Below are 20,827 nucleotides of genomic sequence, written 5' to 3'. Positions count from 1 at the left end.
AACTATGAAGGAAGCTACAAAAGCATCCATACTACTGGTAGAAGATGAAGAGAATCTTCAGGAAGCCCTCAAGCTGAACCTGGAGCTGGAAGGCTATGAAGTTACGGCTGTAGATAATGGAACCGCTGCTTTAAAGGCAGTGAAAAACGAGTATTTCGACCTGATCATACTGGATATAATGTTGCCGGAAATGGATGGCATCGCCGTGTGCGAAAACATCCGTATCCAAAACAATGAAGTGCCCATCCTCTTCCTCAGTGCCAAGAACAGTAGTGCAGACCGCGTATTGGGCCTGAAAAAAGGTGGCGACGACTACATGACCAAGCCTTTCAACCTGGAAGAGCTGCTGCTGCGTGTAGAAAAACTGATCTTAAAAAATAAGAAGATCCAGGATAAGGACTCCGTCTCGAATGTCTACCATTTCGGTGATAATCAAATTGATTTTGCTGCGCAGGAGTGCATCGGCAAAGATGGTAAACACTATGAGCTGAGCAAAAAAGAAACCATGCTCCTCAAGCTACTGATCGAAAATAAAGGTGAAGTTGTGACCAGAGAAAAGATCCTTCAGGTCGTATGGGGGTACAATGTATATCCTACCACCCGTACGATTGATAACTTTATCCTCAACTTCCGCAAGTACTTCGAAGAAGACAGCCGGAACTCAAGATATTTCCATTCAGTAAGAGGCGTAGGCTACAAGTTTACAGAATAGTCCTCCCTGCTGGCCAACCTGTTAATTGCGAAGTGCGGTTCACGTATTTCGCAATTTTTTATTTATAACCCCTGATTCCCCTACCACTTACCGGCCAAATCACACCGCTTTTAGCATAAATACTGCCTTGTAAGAAGTGTTGCTTTCGCCTTCGGGGTATTTGACGGATATTGTTATTCCTAGTCAGACAAAGTTGCATTTAGTTCCGAACTAAGATTTAATTGTATCCTTGGAATAGTAAACCGATAAGGCGTGAGTTTTTGCTTTGATTTGTTCAATGCAGCGGGCTGGCAATATTGGCTGTTTTTTTTATTGAGCCTGACCCTGGTATTCATTCTGTTCCGAAGCCGGGAAAGTAAGCTGAAAAAGGATGTGGCAAAAGAAATAAGCAGGCAGCAGGCAATCATCCATCTTGAAATGCATGCATTTCAGGCACAGATGAACCCTCACTTTATTTTTAATAGCCTGAATGCTATACACCACTACATCCTGACTACCAGTACGGATCTTGCATCCCTGTACCTTACACGTTTTGCCCGCTTAATGCGGCTCATCATCCGTAACTGTAACAAAGAATGGGTGAACCTTGAAGAAGATGTGGAGGCACTGGAACTTTATCTGCAGCTGGAACAACTCCGGTTCGGCCCACAGTTCGACTACCAGCTGGAAGTCCTTCCTTCCGTGTCTCAGCAGCTTACTTTTGTCCCTCCCCTGCTTATACAGCCATATGTACAGGATGTCATCTGGCGCCGCCTGTTGTTAAGGCCGGGCAAAGGTGGTATGCTCAATATCACCATTGACCGCGATGGAGATACTATTGCTGTATGTATAGAAGATAATGGCGTACACCATGAAGCGCCCGACCTGGACCAACAGTCCTATCTGAACAAAGGAATTACCATTGCCGTAGAAAGATTGCAGGTGATCAATGAAAAATATCACATTCAGGCCAAAATAGCGGAAGAAGAAGATCTCACCGGCCATCGTATCAAAATCTCCATGCTCCATGTCAATAGCCGTATGATGCCAGCTTATGGGGGCTAATGCTTAGCTCCCAAATTAAAAATAGATCCAATGTCAGCAGATTTTGTATTTTCAATGCAGAATTCATTACCAGTGACAATATTTTCGTAAACAGATAGATTCATAGTATAATCTCTATAATACCTAGCCCTCAACCAATAGAGAAATACGATAGGACAAGAATTATTTATCAGATCATGCGAACCATCATCGTTGATGACGAACGGCTGAGTCGGAGTGTACTAAAGCTATTATTAGAAAAACATTGCCCCTCTGTTACTGTCGTCGCCGTATGTGCGGATGGCCTTTCTGCGCTTGAAGCCATAAATAAATATCAACCTGAATTGCTTTTCCTGGATGTGGAAATGCCGGGCCTCAATGGTTTTGAGGTGATAAATGCCTGCGGCCATATAAATACCGCGATCATTGTCACCACTTCTCACGAAGAGTATGCCCTACAGGCAATCCGTCATAATGTAGTCGACTTTTTGATGAAACCTATCCTCAGGGATGATCTGCAGGACGCGGTGGACAAAGCGCTGGTGAGGCAGGCGCATCTTACAGAAAAGGGAAAGTCCCTTACCCGGTCAGGCAATAACTTGGAATTGCTACATCAGCAACTGCATCCTGGTGAAAGACTGGGATTGCCCAGCCCCGAAGGTGTGCGGATGATCCTGGTAAAAGATATTCTCTACTGCATGGCCGATGGGATCAATACCCGCATGCACCTGCTGTCTGCACCCGCACCTGCTATGGTTTTCCGTTCCCTCAAGGAAATAGAAAATATGCTGAGGAACAAAGGATTCTTCAGGGTACACCACAGCTATGTAGTCAATCTGAACTACATGGAACGTTACCTGAAAGGGGATGGCGGAGAAATTATCATGAATGATGGAAGCTGTATTCCTGTCTCCCGGCATAGGAAACAGGATTTCATGGAGCGAATCGAGCGGTTATAGTTTTTTGATATCTCCACAAGACATCCAGCCGGTTTTTCCGTCTGGCAGCTCTATCTTACAAAATTCACTGGTACCGTCAGTGATCTGCACTTTTACACCTTCATGTAGTTCGAACAGATCTTTACTGCCCTGATCGGGAGCTGATTTCACCTTTACTACATTCCCCATGATGATGCCATTGTCATGCGTTGTGGCACTGACATAAGTGGTAATACCCATGAACAGGTAGAAAGCGAAAAGCAGGCCGAATACCCCTGTCACACTCTTCACAACAGTGGGCTGCAGTGTAGGACGAAGTAATAGTAAGATGCTGCCTAAAACCGTGAGCCAGCAAAAGATAATGGCGCCGGTAGCCCAGCCATTAGGGTGATGCATATATTTGATAGCTGTCCACCATTGCTGGAAAAACAGCTGTGGCAATTCGTTGACATACCCTTCCACCCGCTGATTGGCAATGGCGAGGTTGTGTTGAGCCGCTTTGCTGAATGGATCTGCGAGCAGGGCTTTTTCATAGCTGTACACAGCCAGACCGGTACGGTTAGCTTTGTACCAGGCATTGCCTGTGTTGATGAGGAGCTCCGGCTGATCAAAACCTTCATCTACCAGTCGCTGATAGATGCCGGCAGCTTCAGTGTATTGTTTCTGTCTGAAAAGGGCGTTAGCTTTCTCAAATTCCTGCTGTTGTGGAGCGGTTGCCGCCAGCAGGCGGGTACTGCTCATCAGTGTGCATAAAAGTATAGCGGTTACGATCTGTTTCACGTTGTTGACTATGATTTTATTTAAACGGCGCTCTTCGCCCTTGTCAGTTCATCTTCCAGTTTACTGATTACCTGTACGGCCTGTTGATAGGTACCCTGCATCCTGGTATTGTTGTGGTTGGGCGTATACAGGGCCATTTCACAATTATCCAGCAGGTCAAACAGGTCGGCGGTATATTGCTCACTGACGTGTTGCTGTGCCAGTTTATCCTGGATCAGTTGTTTACTCAGGTCAGCAAATGGTACATGCAGTTTGTTACTCAGATAGCCCCATACAGCGCGGGAAGTCTCTTCGTAAAATGCTTTGTCCTTGCCTTCTTTCAGATAGCGGGCAGCCAGTTCCAGTCGCTTGAGCGCTACCTTATTAGCATAGCGGTGTTTCAGGAATGCTGCATTGTTCTGCTGGTAATCCAGGCGGCGGCGGTACAGCCATGCACCGATCAGTGCCAGCAGCGGCAATACCAGCAGCAGGTAGAACCAGATAGAAGTAATGAAGTAAGTATTGTGTTTAACCCAATCCAGCACGCTGTTACTATTGTTCGTGATGGCGTTTTTATTGATGCTGAAATCTTCTTTGTCTCTCTTCGTTTGCTTACCAGCTGTCACATGAATGGTGAATGGCTTGGAGCTAACAGTTTTGTAAGTTTTGGAAGCCGCATCAAAGTAAGAGAATTCCACAGGTGGAATGGTCTGCTCCCCTGCTTCTACCGGCATCAGCACATATTCAAAAGTACGGCTACCAGTAAGTGGGTTGCTGTTCTTTTCAATATTGTCTGACACTTTTGGATCGTATTTATCAAAGCTGGCAGGGATGTCAACTTTGGGCGGATTCAGCAGGTTCACATTGCCCTGGCCGGAGATGGTCACTTTCAGGGTAAGTGCATCGTCGGTAGACAGGCTGTTCTTATCCACAGTAGCGGTCATGTTAAATCTGCCCACGGCTCCATTGTAGCTTGCCGGTCGACTATCGACCGGCAGTGGTTTTACAGTAACTTTTACCGGTGCTGTCTGGATCTTGTAAGGAACATCCTGGTATTCTACTTCCGGACGGTTAAAGACATCATCGAAGAATGGATCATTGAACGCGTCTTTAAAAGCCGGGTCATTGAACATATCAGCGAGTGGATCTTTGCGTTTACCATTCTTCACCAGTTTCACCAGTCTTACATGGTTGTCTACCTCTACAGGATCCAGTTCCAGCGTTCCTGACTGCATCGGGAACAGCATGGTTTTACGGATTACGAATACCCTGTAGGGAATACCGTTTACCATTTCTTCACTGGCCTGTGGCGGGTTTGGCAATTCTATATCTTTAGCGGAAAATCCTTTGAACGCAGGTACTTTGGTCACACTGGCGTTAGTCGGTAGGCGGGTGTACAGCTTGTAGGTCGCAGTCAGCTGTTCGCCTTCGTAGAGGGATGTTTTGTCAACATCTACTTTTACGAAAATGTTCTTTTTTAGCTTGGCATTGATGTCTTCACCATTCTTAATCACACCTTCCATTTCTTCTGCCTGATGGCTGGGAGCACTACGCTGGCCCATGCCGGCAAATGGATTGACAGGTACCTGCTGGCGTTGTGGTTGTTGCTGTTGGGCAGCGGAACCGCTGATGCCTTTTGCCACTTCGATGGTGACAGGATTGGACTTTACAATATCGCCGTTCACACGGGCGGCAGCAGCAGGAATGGTAAAGTTACCCACCCGTTTTGCCCTGATCAGGTAGATCAATGCAATATAATCAGAACGTCGGCCATTGACGATCGAAGTACCCTGCATCTGGTTAGGGCCCTGCAATAGTTCAAAGTCGTTGAAGTTCGGTGGTGTGAACTGGGTTACATTGGTCCCGTTTTCCAGCATAAACTGGATCTGGAACGGTTCGTCCAGTGCCACTTTATTGCTTGATACAGTGGTGGTGAATTTAAATTCCTGCGCTCGCAGACTAGATGCTATACCCAGTAAAAACAGCAGGGATAGCAGCGACCTCCTTATGCTAAAAGTGATGACCTTCATAATGTATAACAAATTTAACCAAACGGCGCCCCTTAACGCGGCTGTCGCGGTTAAAAGTTAGTTAAAAAAAATATAGATATGAGGGCGTAAAACGCTTGTTTGTAAAGGTTTTAGCCAATATCTCCCAAAATTGGACGCATGATCACTTCTTCCACAACAGCCTGAGCAGAGAGTGTGTAGGCTGCCCATAGCAGGTTCGCTACATCAGCAGGTTCCATCATTCTGTCCGCAGGGCCATCCCATCCCTCCCACGATGCGGTGAGCGTTGGTCCGGGGCTGAGGGCGGTTACCTTTACATTGTGAGATTTGAGCTCTTCACGCAGGTTTTTGGAGAAGCCCAGCAGGGCGAATTTAGTGATGCTATAAGCCCCTCCATTTGGATAGGCATTGTAGCTGGCGGTAGAGCAAAGGTTAAAAATGTGTCCTTTACGTTGTGTGATCATTGAGGGTAATAATTGCCGGGTGATAGTATGTGCGCTAAATACATTTACGGCCATCAGATATTCCAGCAGTCCGTCTTCCTGCTCGTGCAGGGCCCCGGGAATGTACAGTCCTGCGTTATTCACGAGGATGTCTACAGTCTGGAATGTCTCTTTTATTTTATTGGCAAAAGCCAGTACGTCTTCCTTTTTGCTCATATCGGCAGAGAATGTCAATACCTCTGCCTGTGGCGCTTTTGCTTTAATGTCTGCAGCGGCAGCAGCCAGTTTGGCTGCATCCCTGGAACAAATAGCTACATTAAATCCTTCCATGGCAAGTTTTTCGGCGATGGCTTTCCCTATACCTTTACTGGCACCTGTGACTACTGCGTTCATAAATCCTGTTTAGAAGCTGGAAAATAGTAAAAAATGTGGATTTCGTATCTTTGTAAGACATGAAATACAAGCATATATTTTTTGATCTGGACCACACATTATGGGATTTTGAAACCAATGCTTACCAGGTCTTAGAAGAATTATACCACACACATACGCTGGCCAGCAGAGGAGTTCCCTCATTTGAGGTGTTCCACCGCACCTACATGACACATAACGATAAATTGTGGGATCGTTTCCGCAAAGGATTCATTAACCGCAACGATCTTCGGTTCAAACGATTCAGCAGAACCCTGCTGGATTTCAAGATTGGAGACGATAAGTTGTCGCATGCCATGGGTACCCAGTTCCTGGAAATCCTGCCTTATAAAACCACTTTATTCCCCAATGCAAAGGAAGTACTGGAATACCTGGCAGCAAAGAACTACCCGATGCATATGATCACGAATGGTTTTGAAGAAACCCAGCTGATTAAGATGAAAAGCTCCGGGATAGATCAATTCTTCACCCATGTAATTACATCAGAATTAGCAGGTAGTCTCAAGCCTTATCGCGAAATATTTGATTACGCTTTGAAAATGGCGGGGGCTACTGCTGAAAGTAGTATCATGATAGGCGATGCATTGGAAATTGATATTCTCGGGGCGCACAATGCAGGAATAGATCAGGTGTACTTCAATACCCTTGTGCCTGTGACAGGAACATTAAAACCGACATATGTGATCAAAGGATTGCAGGAGCTGAAAGATATCTTATAAGGTTTGTATACTCGTTCTATACTACTTGTATACTCATTCTATACTTTTTGTATACTCGTTCTATACTCATTCTATAGTGCCAGACCGCTGCTACAATACTACTTGTATACTTATCCATAAAAAAGCCGGCTATCAATAATAGCCGGCTTTTTTATAATTATTTCTTGTTGGCAGGTTTTGCTGCTGGCGTAGCCTGTGCGGTAGCTGGAGCGGATTTGGCCTTCTTTGTCCGCAGGCTGGCCGTATTACCCGGCTGCTTGCAGCAGGCACTTTTTCCGGTAGCATCCTTTTTACAGCTGGCTTTAGCCTTTTGTTTGTCCTGTGCCATAGCGGCGCCTGTCAGGAAAATCAAGGTCATTGCACTGAATAACATCTTCTTCATTAGCTGGATGATTTAGTTACCTTTTAAAGTTAACCTTTTTCTGCTTATAAAGTAGCGATCACAGTCTGGCCGGAACGAACTACCTGTTCCAGTTGCACATCTACTTTAGTACCGATAGGCAGGTACAGATCCACACGGGAACCGAACTTGATAAAGCCCAATTCCTCATTCTGGGTCACCTGCATACCTGGTTTCAGATAGTTTACGATACGACGGGCAAGTGCACCGGCAATCTGTCTTACCAGAATGTCTGCCTTACCATTGCCGATTACTACGGTATGACGCTCATTTTCTGTAGAAGACTTAGGGTGCCATGCTACCAGGTATTTACCTGAATGGTATTGAGACAGCTTCACTTCTCCGCTGATTGGATTTCTGTTTACGTGCACGTTCGCAGGGCTCATAAAGATGGATACCTGCAGGCGCTTGTCTTTGAAGTACTCAGGTTCGTAAGTCTCTTCAATTACGACTACTTTACCATCGCAGGGAGCCATAACCAGGCTTTCTCCCAGTTTCATTTCTCTTGCTGGAATGCGGAAGAAAGAAACGATAAACAGGAATAAAACCACAGAAAAGGCAGCGACGATATTGCCTACAAGTGGCATACCGGGTAGGAAATAAATGACTGCACCACTGATCAGTGCTAGTACTACAAAGGCGATCAGAATACTGGCCAATCCTTCTCGATGAATCTTCATGCTATAATTGTTAGGTGATATAGTTTGGTTAAAGCGAATACAAAGTTAAACCATTGCGAAGAAATGGATGTAAATCCATGCAAAAGGTGCCGCCAGTATAAGAGAATCGAAGCGGTCCATAAACCCTCCATGCCCTGGCATAATATTGCCGGAATCTTTCACCCCCGCCATACGCTTGAGTTTAGATTCTATGAGGTCGCCAGCAGTACCAATTACTGCTGCCAGACCTGCCAGCGCCATCCAGTGTTGCAGAGACAGCCACTGGCTCCCCCAGTTGTAGCCATATTCGCCGGCAGCGGCTACGGCCAGGATCATCCCCCCTACTGTACCTTCGATGGTCTTTTTAGGAGAAATGGAGGGGAAAAATGGTGTCTTTCCTATCAGAGAACCCACAATGTAGGCCATCGTATCGTTGATCCAGATAAAAATAATAAGCAGCAAAGGAATGAGCCAGCCGGGGCCTGTACCTACGCCATCCGGACCGGATTTGAAGCGGATGGTGTCATAATTCAGACACAGGTGCACAAGCAGACCAAAGGAAACCGTGATATATAGCAGGCCCAGTGCGGAATAGCCGAGATTTTTCAGAGAAAACTCTTTGCTAAGCAGGATTTCGCCAATAGGCAACACCATCATGAAGATGATAGCCATACACCAGCCAAGGAAACCTAAAGAGAGATTGCCACCCGCAAAGTGATCACCACTAAATGCCATCATCAATGCACAGCTGGCTACCAGCACCCCGTTCTGGTGCCATCCGGAAACAGCGCCATAGTCAGGATCGATATGCTTGATAAGTTTGAAATACTCCTTTAAGGCAAAGAAATTAACCAGGAAGAATAACAGGAAAAAGGTAAATGGACTGTATAGGATCCCGGCCAGCATGATCGCTACAAATACTAACGCCGAAGCTGTACGGGTGAAGAATGTTTTCATCTATTAAAGAGAATAGTTTGTACAAAAATGGGTAAAATAAACAGTCCATGCAAATGGTATCTGTAAAATTACCAATTAAATGTGTCTTATACTCAACAGGTTGCTATTGAATTGCTGGCTTTGACCGGCGCTGTAACACCCACACCCAAAGGCCAGTAACGACCAGACTTGCAATGGCTGCCAGCCAGTTCGACTGCCCGCTTGCCATCGGATCGGTTTTCATCAGGTGCATCTGGAACAGATACATAAGTACTACCTGCAAACCGTTGTTGATGGAATGTGCCAGAATGGACAACCACAGGTTACCTGTCAGATAATAGATCACACCCAGCAGGAAACCCAGTATCACTCTTGGTACAAAAGATAGCCATTGCATGTGTACAGCGCTGAATAGTAGCGCCGTAACCAGTATCGCTAACCATGCGCCATTTTTTACCGGCATCATTTTTATCATGAGTCGCTGTACAACGCCTCTGAAGAACGCTTCTTCGGCGATCGCTGGCATCACTGCAAAAAATAACACGTTCCCTAATAGAGTAGAAAATGTATCCATTTTGAGTAGATCGCGGGTCATCTTCTCTGCTACCTCTTCCTGCATACGCATGGTCTCCGAAACTGGCCATGTTTGATTCCACTGGGCGGAAAGGTCTACCATTGGCAGACTTACAAGCATTATCAAAATTGCTAATATAGCGGGTGTCAGCTTCGGCCCACGGTTCAGGGAAAGATATTCCATGGGTTTTGGCATAGCTAATCTGGCAAAAATTAACGCCGGCAAAAGATAAACGACTAAAGTGTAAAGTATTTGCGTTAATTTCCTATAGCCGAGAACTTTAGGAACCGACGAATCCAGACTTTGCAGCGTGAAAATGGTATACCCGCTGATATGAGGAAAAACGATAATTAAAAATAGAAAGTAAAGCAGGTAGAAACCGATGAAAAAGCCAATGAATATTACAAATTGAAAGGACGGTGGATACTGCTTCATATAACCTGTCTTAGATTAATTTTGCGTAAATTTACAGTGTGAAATTGAGTTGGCAATTGCAATCCGGGAAATTCCGGCACCTTGGTCAACCCTTAACAGAAAAAGATGGTAAAGATAGGTAACATACTATTGGGCGATTTTCCGCTATTACTTGCTCCCATGGAGGATGTAAGTGATCCGCCCTTTCGTGCGGTGTGTAAGGATAAGGGTGCTGACCTGATGTATTCAGAATTTATCTCTTCGGAGGGTCTTATCCGTGACGCAATCAAAAGCCGGCAAAAACTGGACATCTTCCCTGAAGAACGTCCGGTAGGTATCCAGATATTCGGAGGCGATGAAGAGCCTATGGCTATGGCCGCTCAGATCGTGGAAGCCACCAACCCCGACCTGCTGGACATCAACTATGGATGCCCCGTTAAAAAAGTAGTATGCAAAGGAGCCGGTTCCGGTATCCTGAAAGATATTCCCAAAATGGTAAGACTGACCGCCGCAGTAGTAAAAGCTACTAAACTGCCGGTAACAGTAAAGACCCGCCTGGGATGGGACGACGATACCAAAAATATTGAAGAAGTAGCCGAAAGACTACAGGATGTAGGCATCCAGGCCCTCACCATACACGGGCGCACCCGCACCCAGATGTATAAAGGCCATGCCGACTGGAGCCTCATCGGGAAAGTCAAAAATAACCCACGTATCCACATTCCTATATTCGGCAACGGCGATATCACTACGCCCGAACAAGTCATCGCTGCCCGTCAGAAATATGGCGTAGATGGCGTTATGATAGGTCGCGCTGCAATAGGATATCCGTGGATCTTTGATGAGATCAAGCACTTTATGGCTACCGGCAAGCATTTGCCCCCACCATCCATTCAGGAAAGGGTAGACGTTTGTAAAAAACACCTGCGCCAGTCAGTAAGCTGGAAAGGCGATGTGGTAGGCATACTCGAAATGCGTCGTCACTATACGAATTATCTCAAAGGGTTACCCCACATAAAAGAATTCAGGCAACAATTAGTAACTTGCAGTACACTGGCAGCAGTAGAAGAAGTTTTAGACACAATAGCAGAACATTACAAAGGTCACATTATAGAAAGGGCCTCTACCCTTCCTGATAATTCTAACCTGCCAGTAAACTTAAACAATGAAGTAGCAGATTGTAACGTTTACGGATAAACCCCAGGTTCAACTATTAAATTTTCTTTCACATGGCCACGATTAAAAATCTGAAAAATGAAGTCTGGAAAGACTTGCAGATCAAAAACAAATCTGCCCTGCGTAAAAAGTATGCAGTATCTAACATGGGAAGAGTGATTAGCTATTATGAAGATATAACAGACGGTAAGTTGCTCTCAGGCTCTACCGTCGAAGGTTATACCGTGCTAAATGTAAAACCCGCTGATAGTTACCAGTCACTGTACCTCCACAGAGAAGTAGCGAAATTATTCAACAAGAAACCCGGTCGTTCTCACAAGTATGTAATTCACATCGATTACGACAAGAAGAACAACAAAACCACAAACCTTCAATGGGCTACCAAAGAAGAAATGGAAGCCCACCAGCAATTCAGCCCCGCCAAACTCGCTTACAAGGAAAAACAACGTAACCGCGTCAAAGGTCTGAAACTGAACATTACTAAAGTTAAGAGCATCAAGCGCTTACTGGCCAAACCTGGTCGCAAGACCATGAAACAGATCGCTGAACAATTCGATATCAGCGAAATGCAGTTATACCGTATCAAAAGCGGTGAAAACTGGAGCCATGTTACTCTGGATTAAAGCCTGATTAGTCAGGAATGATCATATGATGTTGTCTGACATATAGCCATCTGCCTTACGGCGGGTGGCTTTATTTTTTATTGTGCCCTGATCTTATCCAGCACCTTGCTATAGTGCATACTACTCCGCAGTGCCGGCTCATATCCCATCAGTATTACCTGCTGTCGTGCCCGTGATAGGGTAACCAGCAGCTTCCTGTCTACCTCTATCGTATGCTCCTCCCATCTGAAAGTGCCAAGGCTTTGTAACATATTCAACTGAGTAGGATGATATACCGCCAGTGATATGATGATGATATCATTCTCTGCGCCCTGGAAGCGTTCAGCGGTATCTATGTTGATGGCTTGTAGTACTTCGTTAGTGCCTATCAGTTCTCTGATCAGACTTATCTGGGTGCGCCATGGTGTCACTACTCCCACTGTTTCTTTATTAAAAGCCGCTCCCCTGCTCTCCTGTAGATAAGTGAGCAGTGATACCACCTGTTGTGCCTCTGTCAGATGCATTTTGGAAGTCGGCTCCATAGGACTGGGCAGGAAGATGGTTCTGCCTTGTGAAAGTATGTGATGCCAGTCGCCATCAGCTACATCCTGCTTTACAAAAGGAGCTGCCTGTAAAGGTTGGCCTGGCGATAACTGGTGAGCATAGTAATGATTGATCAGGTCTGCGATATCATTGTGCATGCGGAAATGGGTATTCAGCATGCCCCAGCCATGATGCCAGCCGTTTTGTTTACAAGCCTGGATCAGCCTTTCGAATAGTGTGCAGCGCAGATCTGTAATACCTGTACTGTGTAAAAGGGGCTCTTCCGTCATACAGAAATTATCTGCCTGCGCGACCACTGGTGGCAGCTGGTTCTGATCTCCGATCAGGATAAACTTCTGAAAAGGCAACACCAATCCTAAAAGCTGTGGCTCCGTCAACTGAGAGGCCTCGTCTACAATGAGGGTATCCGTTTTAACCCCCAGCAATTGCAGGTTAGGTAACCGGGTAGCCATCGTTGCCACCGTAGCTACAAAGATCTGCTGATTGGCAATGTACTCCCTGGCCTGTGCAATATCCCCTTCCAGGCAATAGGTTCTCAATTGATTTTCTGCTGCTGAACGGCGGCCGCCCAACCGCAGGTATTGTACACCTTTGCTTTCCAGCTTTTTGCAAATTTCGTCTACTGCCTTGTTGGTAAAAGCCACGATCATCATCTGGGTGCCGGCAGCTGCCAGAGAAGTCACCATCGAAGTAAGCAGGGAGGATGTCTTACCGGTACCGGGAGGTCCCTGTACCAGGTAATAGTCTTTGGCATCCAGCGCAGCCTGCAGGATCTCTTGCTGGTTGCTGTTGAACATGGTGGGGGCAGGTAGCGGAAATGGCACCCTGACGGGTTCCCGCATGCCCAGTAACAACTCCATTCTGGCAGCAAAGCGGGGTTCCAGTACATGAAACAGCGCCGTCGCTGAGATCCAGAAGTTGGATTCATAAATATCGTGTTCGATCACCCATTGTTGCTGGTGAGCAAAGAAGTCGTGGGTGATCTGTCGGTTGTTCAGTGAAAAGGTCAGCCTGTCTTTCTGCAATTCATCTACCCTGCCTTTCAGGATCTGGTGTTGCAATGGCGCCAGTCCGGTGGTATCTCTTGGATAAATGATGGCAGTATCCCCGGGGCGAAAGTTATGATTCACCGGCTCCTGTATGGTGAATACAACACTACTCTGGGCTTCATCAAAATTCTGGAAACAGAGGCCGGGAATAATCGTGAACCGGGTTAGCTTTTCCGATTCGGGTTGTAACCAGAGAGCGGCAAAGCCTTCAACATCTTCTTCCCTGTGCATGGAGGCATACATACCACACTTGGCCAGCAGGAACTCCCTGAGCAAGAAAGAAAGGAACTGCTGATAGTAGCTTCTCAGCAGTGGACTGGCCTTGCCATAAGTTTCTTCGAAGTTGGCAAAGTGCACTACGCTGAAAGAAGGCAATCCTTCGCCAGCGAGTGTCGTGATTTTTTCAAGTATATCATATTCTCCTGAGGAGAGTCTTAATAGTTGGGAGACGATTTCATTGCGCAGGGCGAGCAACTCATTTTCCGCTGGGCGGTTATTCGCCATGTTGCGCAATGGGCTATTGGATGCAGAAGAATACAGGATCGCAGAGCTGCCACAGCGCTGATCGCCAAAAGTAGATTGTAGCAGCAGGTTATACCCTGTTACCTGCATTTCGTGGTTCTTCCAGGCTCCAAAATCCGGCGCCCTGCCACTTTTGAGCTCAAAGATCTCCTTACGGGTAGGATCTGTATCATCTTCTGCCAGGATATCCAGACGGCCCTGTAGGCCATATAAAGCAGAAAAGAAGGTCGGTTCTATTCTCACCGGTCGGTCTTTCAATTCCCTGGATGCCTCCAATAAATTTGGCCAGTGTGTTTCCCTGATGTCGGCATACATGCTGTTCAGCTCCTGTCTGCCATAGCCAGCCGCCTGCAATACATTTTCGGCCACTGCTTCTACAAAGGATTCCCGGAGCTTCATATCCGGGTGACGTAGCACATTGTCCAGCAGGGAGTTGACGATATTTCCCTTGAAAGCAGGCAACCCGGTCGTTTGTGGTACCAGTTTCCTGACTAAATATAAAAACGGATTAGGGCCGCTGCGGCCAAAGCATTCTGCCAGATCACTGATGTCGATGAGGAGATCGGGTTCCAGTATAAACCGGGTGGCTTTCACTGCTTCGTACTGGCCGGTAGCCTCATCACGATCTGCATGCAGAATATGGAGGGTATCATATACCCGTACCTGTTTGTGCAGGGCAGCAGTATGTGGCTGATAAACAGTAGTAATGTTGATCAGGAACTCCCCTGCCTCATCATCTTTGCCCTGGAGTACAAACGACTCCACACCATCAGGTGTTTTTTGCAAAGGGCCTACGCCGGTAACGAGGCATTTGAGGAGGGGCACCAGCGGGTTATCATCCACCGGACCCTGTATCAGGGTCTCTCCTGCTACGGAGGCACAACGTTCCAGCAGCGCTTCGGGGGGAGGAACCTCGTAATATTGTTCAATGACATCGGCCAGGGTACGGATACAGAGCAGGGCATCCTGCTGATCGGCACGGAGGCCGCCCATCATGGCTTTGGTGGTAAGAATGCGAAGAATGGTCAGTTGGCGCCGTTGATTGGATGCTACTCCGTGCTTGTCGAAGTAGAACTGCATACGGGCAAACAGGTTGCTGAAGCTACGGGCTTCATTTTTGGTGAGATGCCGGAATAACTGCTCGAGTACGCCCCGCAAAAACCGCAGGGTGACTAGCGGCTGGTGCCCATCTCCGGCTTCCAGCAGGCGCATATACAACATATGGCCGGTGAGGGCTTTATCGCTGGTATTCACTGACATAAGTTAAATACAGATTTCCACTTATTGAAAATATCCCTAAAATAACGCTTATGCCGCATGCATAGCCGTTATTTTAGGGATATCAATATAAGGGGGTAGTAAATTAAGCAGCCTTTTTCTTCCTGTTTTTGTTTTTGGCTGAGCGGAACTCCCAGGGAGCGATAGGTTTTCCCTGCTTCCAGAGTCCCAGTTTATTACGTTTGGCTGTGGCCTGTGCCGCGGCCAATGGTGCACTTTTAGAATATTCTGTATAATGCCAGGCATGCCCTCCGGCTATCATCCAGCCATTAATGTATTCACCTTTGCTACTATAGACATCGCCTATCCAGCGCTGATACCTGTCTTTTCGTAACAGTTCGACCGTTACGATCTTGTTGAAACACAAATCGGACAATGCCTGTTTGCTTTTCTGGTAGTAGTCCTGCCCCTTCTCCGGTGCATCGATCGCAGAAAGCCTGATGCGGAACGTCTCTTTTTTTACCAGTACCTCAAATGTATCTCCATCTATGATCCGCACTACCTTTCCTTTTATTTTCTTCGGTGGGCTGGCCACTATTGTCTGAGTAAACAGACAAAGGAGCATACACATGATCACTCTAAAAAAAAGTTTAGGCATTGCATAGGATTTTGGGATGCGAAGTAACAAATTTTCCCCCGAAGAGCCTAACCATTGTGGCTGATTCATTTGCACATTTGCATATCTTGTTATACCTTCCCCTTGATTTAAAGCATATAGTGAACAACATGTCTAGCAAAAAAATAGCTATCATCGGTGGTGGCAATCTTGGTGCTGCCATTGCACAGGGTTTACTGAAAAGCGGGTTTTCACAACCAGCCGACCTGACGATTACCAGAAGAAACGTAACGGCTCTGAAAGACTTTCAGACAGCCGGTGTCAATACAACTGCTGATAACGAAGCCGCTATCCGTGATGCGGAGATCGTTGTCATCGCCCTCAAGCCGTACAACTGGAAAGATGTACTGAGCAAAGTGCAGACCGCCTTTGATCCATCCAGGCAGGTGCTGATCAGTGTCATGACTGGGGTGTTAATGGATGACCTGGAAAAGGTAGGTGGTACCGGTATCGCAGTCGTACGTGCCATGCCGAATACAGCCATTGCTATTCAGGAGTCAATGACCTGTGTGTGCTACAAGAATGTGGCGCCTGAGCTGCAGGATTATGTGAAGGATATGTTCGACCAGCTGGGGGTAACCGTAGCTATCGACGAAAAGCTGATGGATGCGGCCACGGTACTGGGTGCCTGTGGTATTGCATATGCACTGCGTTTTATCAGGGCCAACATCCAGGGTGGTATCGAAATCGGCTTTGACGTACGTACGGCAAACCTGATCGCGGCACAAACCGTGAAGGGGGCGGCAGAATTGCTGATCCGTGAGAAACGCCATCCGGAAGAAGAGATCGACAAGGTGACTACCCCTAAAGGTTGTACGATTGCAGGTCTTAATGAGATGGAACACCAGGGATTCAGTTCTTCACTGATCAAAGGAATCACAGTATCCTACAATAAGATTCAGAAAGACTAAGATAGGGAGAAACAGGACGGGGCTTAGACTACTTCTGCTTTGGGATAGTCAAAGAATAGAAAGTTCTTGGTGGCGCTGTCAAACTCTTTCCATGAATTGATATTAGCTTTTACAGCAAAAACGCCGGTGGTAGGGATATTGTCTATCCTGATTTCCTGCGTGATGTAATTGGCGAAGTCGGTGATACCTGGATTGTGAGCGAAGATGGCGACAGTGTCGATATCATCATCAATCTTAGTGATCATTTTCAGGAAGGTAGAGGCGTAGCAAAGATAGAGTTCGTCTTCCAGCAGGATGGCATCTTTGTCATAATGCCATTCTTTAGCCATGAGACGGGCAGTCGTTTTGGTGCGTTTGGCGGGGCTGGCGATAAGGAGTTCGGGAACGATTCCCCTGGAGTGTAGGCGAGTGGCCATTTCTGGTGCGTTTTGTTTGCCCCGTTTGTTGAGTGGCCGGTCAAAATCATCTACGTCCGGATCATTCCAGCTAGATTTTGCGTGGCGGATCAGCAGTAACGTTTTCATCCTGTTATTGATAATTGACTTTTAGTTACTTACTAATTTACTGAAATAACTGGATCACTTCATGGTGTGGCCTGCTGCATAAAGCCTGATTTAAGATAAAATTAATAATGCCCGTAGCAGGTGCTGCCCAAAAATAAAGCCCGTTGCTACGCAACGGGCTTTATTTTTAGTATCCTCTTTCGTTCTTCCCTTCCATGAAGTTCATAAACGCCTTATTCACTACCCTATTCCCTCCCGGTGTCGGATAATTCCCTGTAAAGTACCAATCCCCTAAGTTATTAGGACAAGCCTCGTGCAGGCTCTCAATAGACTGATAAATCACATTTACCTCTGCGCTTATTCCTTTCGGAGTGATGATCTCTGCAATCTTTGCAGAAATCTGCTCAGTAGTAAATGGTTTATAAATATTCCTCACCACGTTCTGCGCATGCAATGTATTTGTACGTTGTAACTCATTGCACAAACCATACGCTTCCTGCAGTATATGCTCCTTACCATGGTCTTTCAGCAGGGCAATTGCTGCCTGGAAAGCCACAAAATCACCCATCTTGCTCATATCAATACCATAGCAGTCAGGATAACGGATCTGTGGAGCAGAAGAAACGATAATAATACGTTTTGGACCCAGTCTGTCCAGCATTTTGATAATGCTTTCACGCAGGGTGGTACCTCTTACGATAGAGTCATCGATCACTACCAGCGTATCCACACCCGGACGAACAGTACCATAAGTGATGTCATACACGTGCTGCACCATCTCATTACGGCTGGTATCGGCAGTGATGAACGTACGCATCTTCACGTCTTTGATAGCAATTTTGTCGATGCGGATACGGCGGTTCACCATTTCAGTCAGCTTTTCCTCATCGAAGTCTTTGCCCCATGATACGATCCTTTCTACCTTGATTTTATTCAGGTAGTCTTCCAAACCCTTGATCATACCATAAAAGGCAATCTCAGCGGTGTTTGGAATAAAGGAGAAGATGGTATTCTTCAGGTCATTATTAATATCTGCAAGAACCCGCTCAGCCAGGTTGTAACCCAGGCGGGAACGCTCTTTATAGATCTTTTCGTCATTACCACGGGAGAAGTAGATCCTCTCGAAGCTACAAGCTTTACGTTCTTTCTGATCCAGGATCTGCTCAATGCTGTATTCGCCGTTTTCTTTTACGATCAGGGCGTTTCCTGGCATCAGTTCGTGTACTTCATTTTCACCTACATTGAATGCGGTACGGATGGCAGCACGCTCAGAAGCGGCTACGATCACCTCGTCATTCACATAATAATAAGAAGGACGGATACCGTGGCCATCGCGGATCACGAAAGAATCGCCACTACCCAGCAGGCCACACACGTGATAACCACCGTCGAACATAGAGAAGGCATCCTTCAGGATCTTCTTCACATCCAGTCCGTTCTGACGTACTTCATCTTCTTTGCACAGGAAGTGGTGTACAACTTCCAGCATCGCCGCGAGGTCACTGTTACGGTGAGTTTCTCCCGGGTCTACATTTACGAACTTAAACAGTTCATCAGCATTTACGAGGTTGAAGTTGCCTGCGATAGAGAGGTTGCGTGCGGGGATGGTGTTATATCTTACGAACGGGTGGCAGAGTTCTACGTTGTTTTTACCCTGAGTGGCGTAGCGGAGGTGACCCATCATGTTTTCGCCGAGGAAACGCATGTGGCCTTTCATGAGGCCGGGGTACTTGGTGATTTCCGGTTGGTATTTTTCGATTTCGTCGATTTCGTCTCTTACCTTGCCGAAGATGTCTCCTATGGCTTGGGGAGCGCTGCTTCGAAGCCTGTGCATGAAGGGAACCCCGGGTTCGGTGTTCAACTTCACAGTGGCTATACCTGCACCATCCTGTCCACGGTTATGCTGCTTTTCCATCAGCAGGTACAATTTGTTGAGGCCGTAGAAAACCGTTCCATATTGTTGCTGATAATAAGAAAAAGGCTTCCTAAGTCTTATAAATGCTAATCCGCATTCATGTTTTATGGCTTCGCTCATCCCATTATGAATTGAAGGCGCGAAGTTACGTTGAAAAAACCTAAACAAAAAGGCGGATCGATTTGATCCGCCTTTTCAGTAATTACTTCTGTGCTACTGCACCCATCCATCTGGCTATATGCCCACATTTCTTATACTCATTATCTACATGGATGTAATATGTAGGGATTGTTTCTCTCAGCCATTTATCTCTTGCTTCTGCCTGTTTGATGGCCAATGTACGCTGTTGAATACGTGCGTAATCGTCATTCAGGTTTTCGCGGTGAGGGTTGGTACGTGTTTTCAGGTATACGATACGAAGCTGGGTAGCTTTGCTTTCTTCGTCTACATACTGCACTGGTTCTGATATGCCGCCTGGTTTCAGGGTATCGAGCATCATAACGATGGCTCTTTCTGATGGCTGATCCAGCTGGTCCATAGTGATCAGGGTACCGCCGCTTACATTGTTCTGCAACATACCACCTGTAAATTTAGCCATTTGCTCATCGCTGAATTTGTTCACAGCATCACCGAAGTTCATTTTACCATTTACGATGAGTTGACGAATGCTATCCAGTTTCACCTTTGCAGCAGCGATATCAGACTTACCAACGAGTGGTTTAAGCAGGATGTGCTGTACGGTGATGTTGTCGCCCTGGCGTTTCAGACACTGGATCAGGTGGTAACCGAACTGGCTTTTTACAGGAGAAGAGATCTCATTTTCCTTGAGCCTGAAAGAGGCAGCAAGGAATTCAGGATCCCACTGTTTGTCAGTACGGTTCAGGATGTAGATACCATTATTTTCTTTGGTACCTGGATCTTCGGAGATCATGATGGCCTGGCGGCCGAAGTCGGCTTTCTTTGCCAATACATCTTTTTTGATCTCATTCAGGCGGTCGATGGTGTATTGTTCCATCTCTTTGGTTGCCTTTGGAATGATGATCAGTTGACCGATTTCCAGTTCAGACTCATAAAATTTGAGGCTGTCCTTAGGAATACCGTCAAAATACCTTTTCACCTCAGAAGGTGTAACTTTCACAGAGTTAGTGATCTTGTCCTGCATAGCCTTGGCCAGCAGCCCTTCTTTGATAGGCTGGCGGAAGCGCTCACGCAGCTGGTATACGGAGTAACCGGTTATTTCTTTCATTTTCTCACGGCTACCGTACAGTTGCTCGAAGTAGCGGATACGGTTGTCGATCTGACCATCCACATCTGATTCACTTACGGGCAAGCTGTCTCTCTCTGCCTGAATCACCATTACTTTTTGGGCAATGATCTGTTCCATGATCGTACAAGCCGCATCAGGAGGCAGATTACCGTCCTGAATCTGGCGTTGCATATTCACCAGTTCCCCTTCTACATCGGAGCTCAGGATGATCTTATCTCCCACAATAGCGGCAATTTTGTCCGCCACCATTCGCTGCTGCGCAGAAGCAACCTGACCGAGCAGCATCACAACTGCAGAAAAAGCCAAAAATTTATTCATAGTATTAAATAGCACAGTGAGTCTCAAAAATAACCAAAAAATAAGCCGCGTAAGAGCGGCTTATTTTTTTAACAAAATTTTATTGCTG

Annotated in this window: 19 protein-coding genes; 7 read left to right on the top strand and 12 right to left on the bottom strand. The window is 46.4% G+C overall.

The annotated features are described in order from the left end of the window. Window positions 1-4 precede the first annotated feature (4 nt). The 3 genes from QQL36_RS07795 (at window position 5) to QQL36_RS07785 (ending at window position 2,694) form a co-directional block, all read left to right on the top strand. The gene (locus tag QQL36_RS07795; RefSeq protein ID WP_083721950.1) at window positions 5-712 is read left to right on the top strand and encodes a response regulator transcription factor; all 708 of its coding nucleotides are present in this window, start codon (window positions 5-7) and stop codon (window positions 710-712) included. Window positions 713-964: 252 nt separating this feature from the next. Further along, window positions 965-1,756: a sensor histidine kinase gene (locus QQL36_RS07790; RefSeq protein WP_321569454.1), complete on the top strand. Its 792-nt coding sequence runs from the start codon at window positions 965-967 to the stop codon at window positions 1,754-1,756. Window positions 1,757-1,932: 176 nt separating this feature from the next. Next, window positions 1,933-2,694: a LytR/AlgR family response regulator transcription factor gene (locus QQL36_RS07785; protein WP_083721952.1), complete on the top strand. Its 762-nt coding sequence runs from the start codon at window positions 1,933-1,935 to the stop codon at window positions 2,692-2,694. Here QQL36_RS07785 and QQL36_RS07780 read toward each other — a convergent pair. The 3 genes from QQL36_RS07780 to QQL36_RS07770 all read right to left on the bottom strand — a co-directional run bounded on the left by QQL36_RS07780 (window position 2,689) and on the right by QQL36_RS07770 (window position 6,277). Beyond that, entirely contained in the window at window positions 2,689-3,453 is a 765-nt protein-coding gene (locus tag QQL36_RS07780) for an SH3 domain-containing protein (RefSeq protein WP_143708776.1), read from the bottom strand. The two genes, QQL36_RS07785 and QQL36_RS07780, sit on opposite strands and share 6 nt — an antisense overlap. Before the next feature lie 20 nt (window positions 3,454-3,473). Next, window positions 3,474-5,462: a BatD family protein gene (locus tag QQL36_RS07775; RefSeq protein ID WP_321569453.1), complete on the bottom strand. Its 1,989-nt coding sequence runs from the start codon at window positions 5,460-5,462 to the stop codon at window positions 3,474-3,476. A 110-nt stretch (window positions 5,463-5,572) separates the two neighbouring features. Then, a complete protein-coding gene (locus QQL36_RS07770; RefSeq protein WP_083721955.1) occupies window positions 5,573-6,277 on the bottom strand; it encodes an SDR family oxidoreductase in 705 nt (234 codons plus the stop codon). 59 nt (window positions 6,278-6,336) lie between these two features. Here QQL36_RS07770 and QQL36_RS07765 point away from each other — a divergent pair, with 59 nt between their 5' ends. Next, entirely contained in the window at window positions 6,337-7,035 is a 699-nt protein-coding gene (locus tag QQL36_RS07765) for a YjjG family noncanonical pyrimidine nucleotidase (RefSeq protein WP_083721956.1), read from the top strand. A gap of 157 nt (window positions 7,036-7,192) precedes the next feature. On the opposite strand, the gene QQL36_RS07760 is transcribed toward QQL36_RS07765, so the two are convergent. From QQL36_RS07760 to QQL36_RS07745, 4 genes are all read right to left on the bottom strand, one after another. Next, window positions 7,193-7,417, bottom strand: a complete 225-nt coding sequence (locus tag QQL36_RS07760; RefSeq protein ID WP_321569452.1) for a hypothetical protein — start codon at window positions 7,415-7,417, stop codon at window positions 7,193-7,195. A gap of 44 nt (window positions 7,418-7,461) precedes the next feature. Continuing rightward, the gene (locus tag QQL36_RS07755) at window positions 7,462-8,115 is read right to left on the bottom strand and encodes a phosphatidylserine decarboxylase family protein (protein WP_083721958.1); all 654 of its coding nucleotides are present in this window, start codon (window positions 8,113-8,115) and stop codon (window positions 7,462-7,464) included. 45 nt (window positions 8,116-8,160) lie between these two features. Then, the gene (locus QQL36_RS07750; protein ID WP_083721959.1) at window positions 8,161-9,051 is read right to left on the bottom strand and encodes a phosphatidate cytidylyltransferase; all 891 of its coding nucleotides are present in this window, start codon (window positions 9,049-9,051) and stop codon (window positions 8,161-8,163) included. A gap of 103 nt (window positions 9,052-9,154) precedes the next feature. Then, window positions 9,155-9,799, bottom strand: coding sequence for a CPBP family intramembrane glutamic endopeptidase (locus tag QQL36_RS07745; protein ID WP_321569451.1), 645 nt, complete (start codon window positions 9,797-9,799; stop codon window positions 9,155-9,157). A gap of 345 nt (window positions 9,800-10,144) precedes the next feature. Between QQL36_RS07745 and dusB the strand changes: the two genes are divergently transcribed. Beyond that, the gene (dusB, locus tag QQL36_RS07740; RefSeq protein WP_321569450.1) at window positions 10,145-11,215 is read left to right on the top strand and encodes a tRNA dihydrouridine synthase DusB; all 1,071 of its coding nucleotides are present in this window, start codon (window positions 10,145-10,147) and stop codon (window positions 11,213-11,215) included. A gap of 32 nt (window positions 11,216-11,247) precedes the next feature. After that, on the top strand, window positions 11,248-11,817 hold the full coding sequence (locus QQL36_RS07735) for a helix-turn-helix domain-containing protein (RefSeq protein ID WP_083721962.1): 570 nt from the start codon (window positions 11,248-11,250) through the stop codon (window positions 11,815-11,817). Between the two features lie 77 nt (window positions 11,818-11,894). Here QQL36_RS07735 and QQL36_RS07730 read toward each other — a convergent pair whose 3' ends face one another. Together QQL36_RS07730 and QQL36_RS07725 are read right to left on the bottom strand one after the other, a co-directional pair. After that, window positions 11,895-15,191 (bottom strand): DEAD/DEAH box helicase, encoded by a 3,297-nt coding sequence (locus QQL36_RS07730; protein WP_321569449.1) that lies wholly within the window; start codon window positions 15,189-15,191, stop codon window positions 11,895-11,897. A 103-nt stretch (window positions 15,192-15,294) separates the two neighbouring features. Next, entirely contained in the window at window positions 15,295-15,807 is a 513-nt protein-coding gene (locus QQL36_RS07725; protein ID WP_179091034.1) for a thermonuclease family protein, read from the bottom strand. A gap of 128 nt (window positions 15,808-15,935) precedes the next feature. Here QQL36_RS07725 and proC point away from each other — a divergent pair, with 128 nt between their 5' ends. Beyond that, window positions 15,936-16,736 (top strand): pyrroline-5-carboxylate reductase, encoded by an 801-nt coding sequence (gene proC, locus QQL36_RS07720; protein WP_083722021.1) that lies wholly within the window; start codon window positions 15,936-15,938, stop codon window positions 16,734-16,736. A gap of 23 nt (window positions 16,737-16,759) precedes the next feature. On the opposite strand, the gene QQL36_RS07715 is transcribed toward proC, so the two are convergent. The 3 genes from QQL36_RS07715 to QQL36_RS07705 form a co-directional block, all read right to left on the bottom strand. Continuing rightward, window positions 16,760-17,260, bottom strand: coding sequence for a SixA phosphatase family protein (locus QQL36_RS07715; RefSeq protein ID WP_083721965.1), 501 nt, complete (start codon window positions 17,258-17,260; stop codon window positions 16,760-16,762). Between the two features lie 166 nt (window positions 17,261-17,426). Next, complete coding sequence (locus tag QQL36_RS07710) at window positions 17,427-19,274, bottom strand: amidophosphoribosyltransferase (protein ID WP_083721966.1); 1,848 nt, start codon at window positions 19,272-19,274, stop codon at window positions 17,427-17,429. An 82-nt stretch (window positions 19,275-19,356) separates the two neighbouring features. Beyond that, window positions 19,357-20,739 carry a peptidylprolyl isomerase gene (locus QQL36_RS07705; protein WP_083721967.1) on the bottom strand — a complete coding sequence of 461 codons (1,383 nt, stop codon included), beginning with the start codon at window positions 20,737-20,739 and terminating at the stop codon, window positions 19,357-19,359. Window positions 20,740-20,827 lie beyond the last annotated feature (88 nt).

Source organism: Chitinophaga sp. LS1, from assembly GCF_034274695.1.
GTDB lineage: Bacteria > Bacteroidota > Bacteroidia > Chitinophagales > Chitinophagaceae > Chitinophaga.
This window is presented reverse-complemented; position numbering and strand designations above follow the sequence as displayed.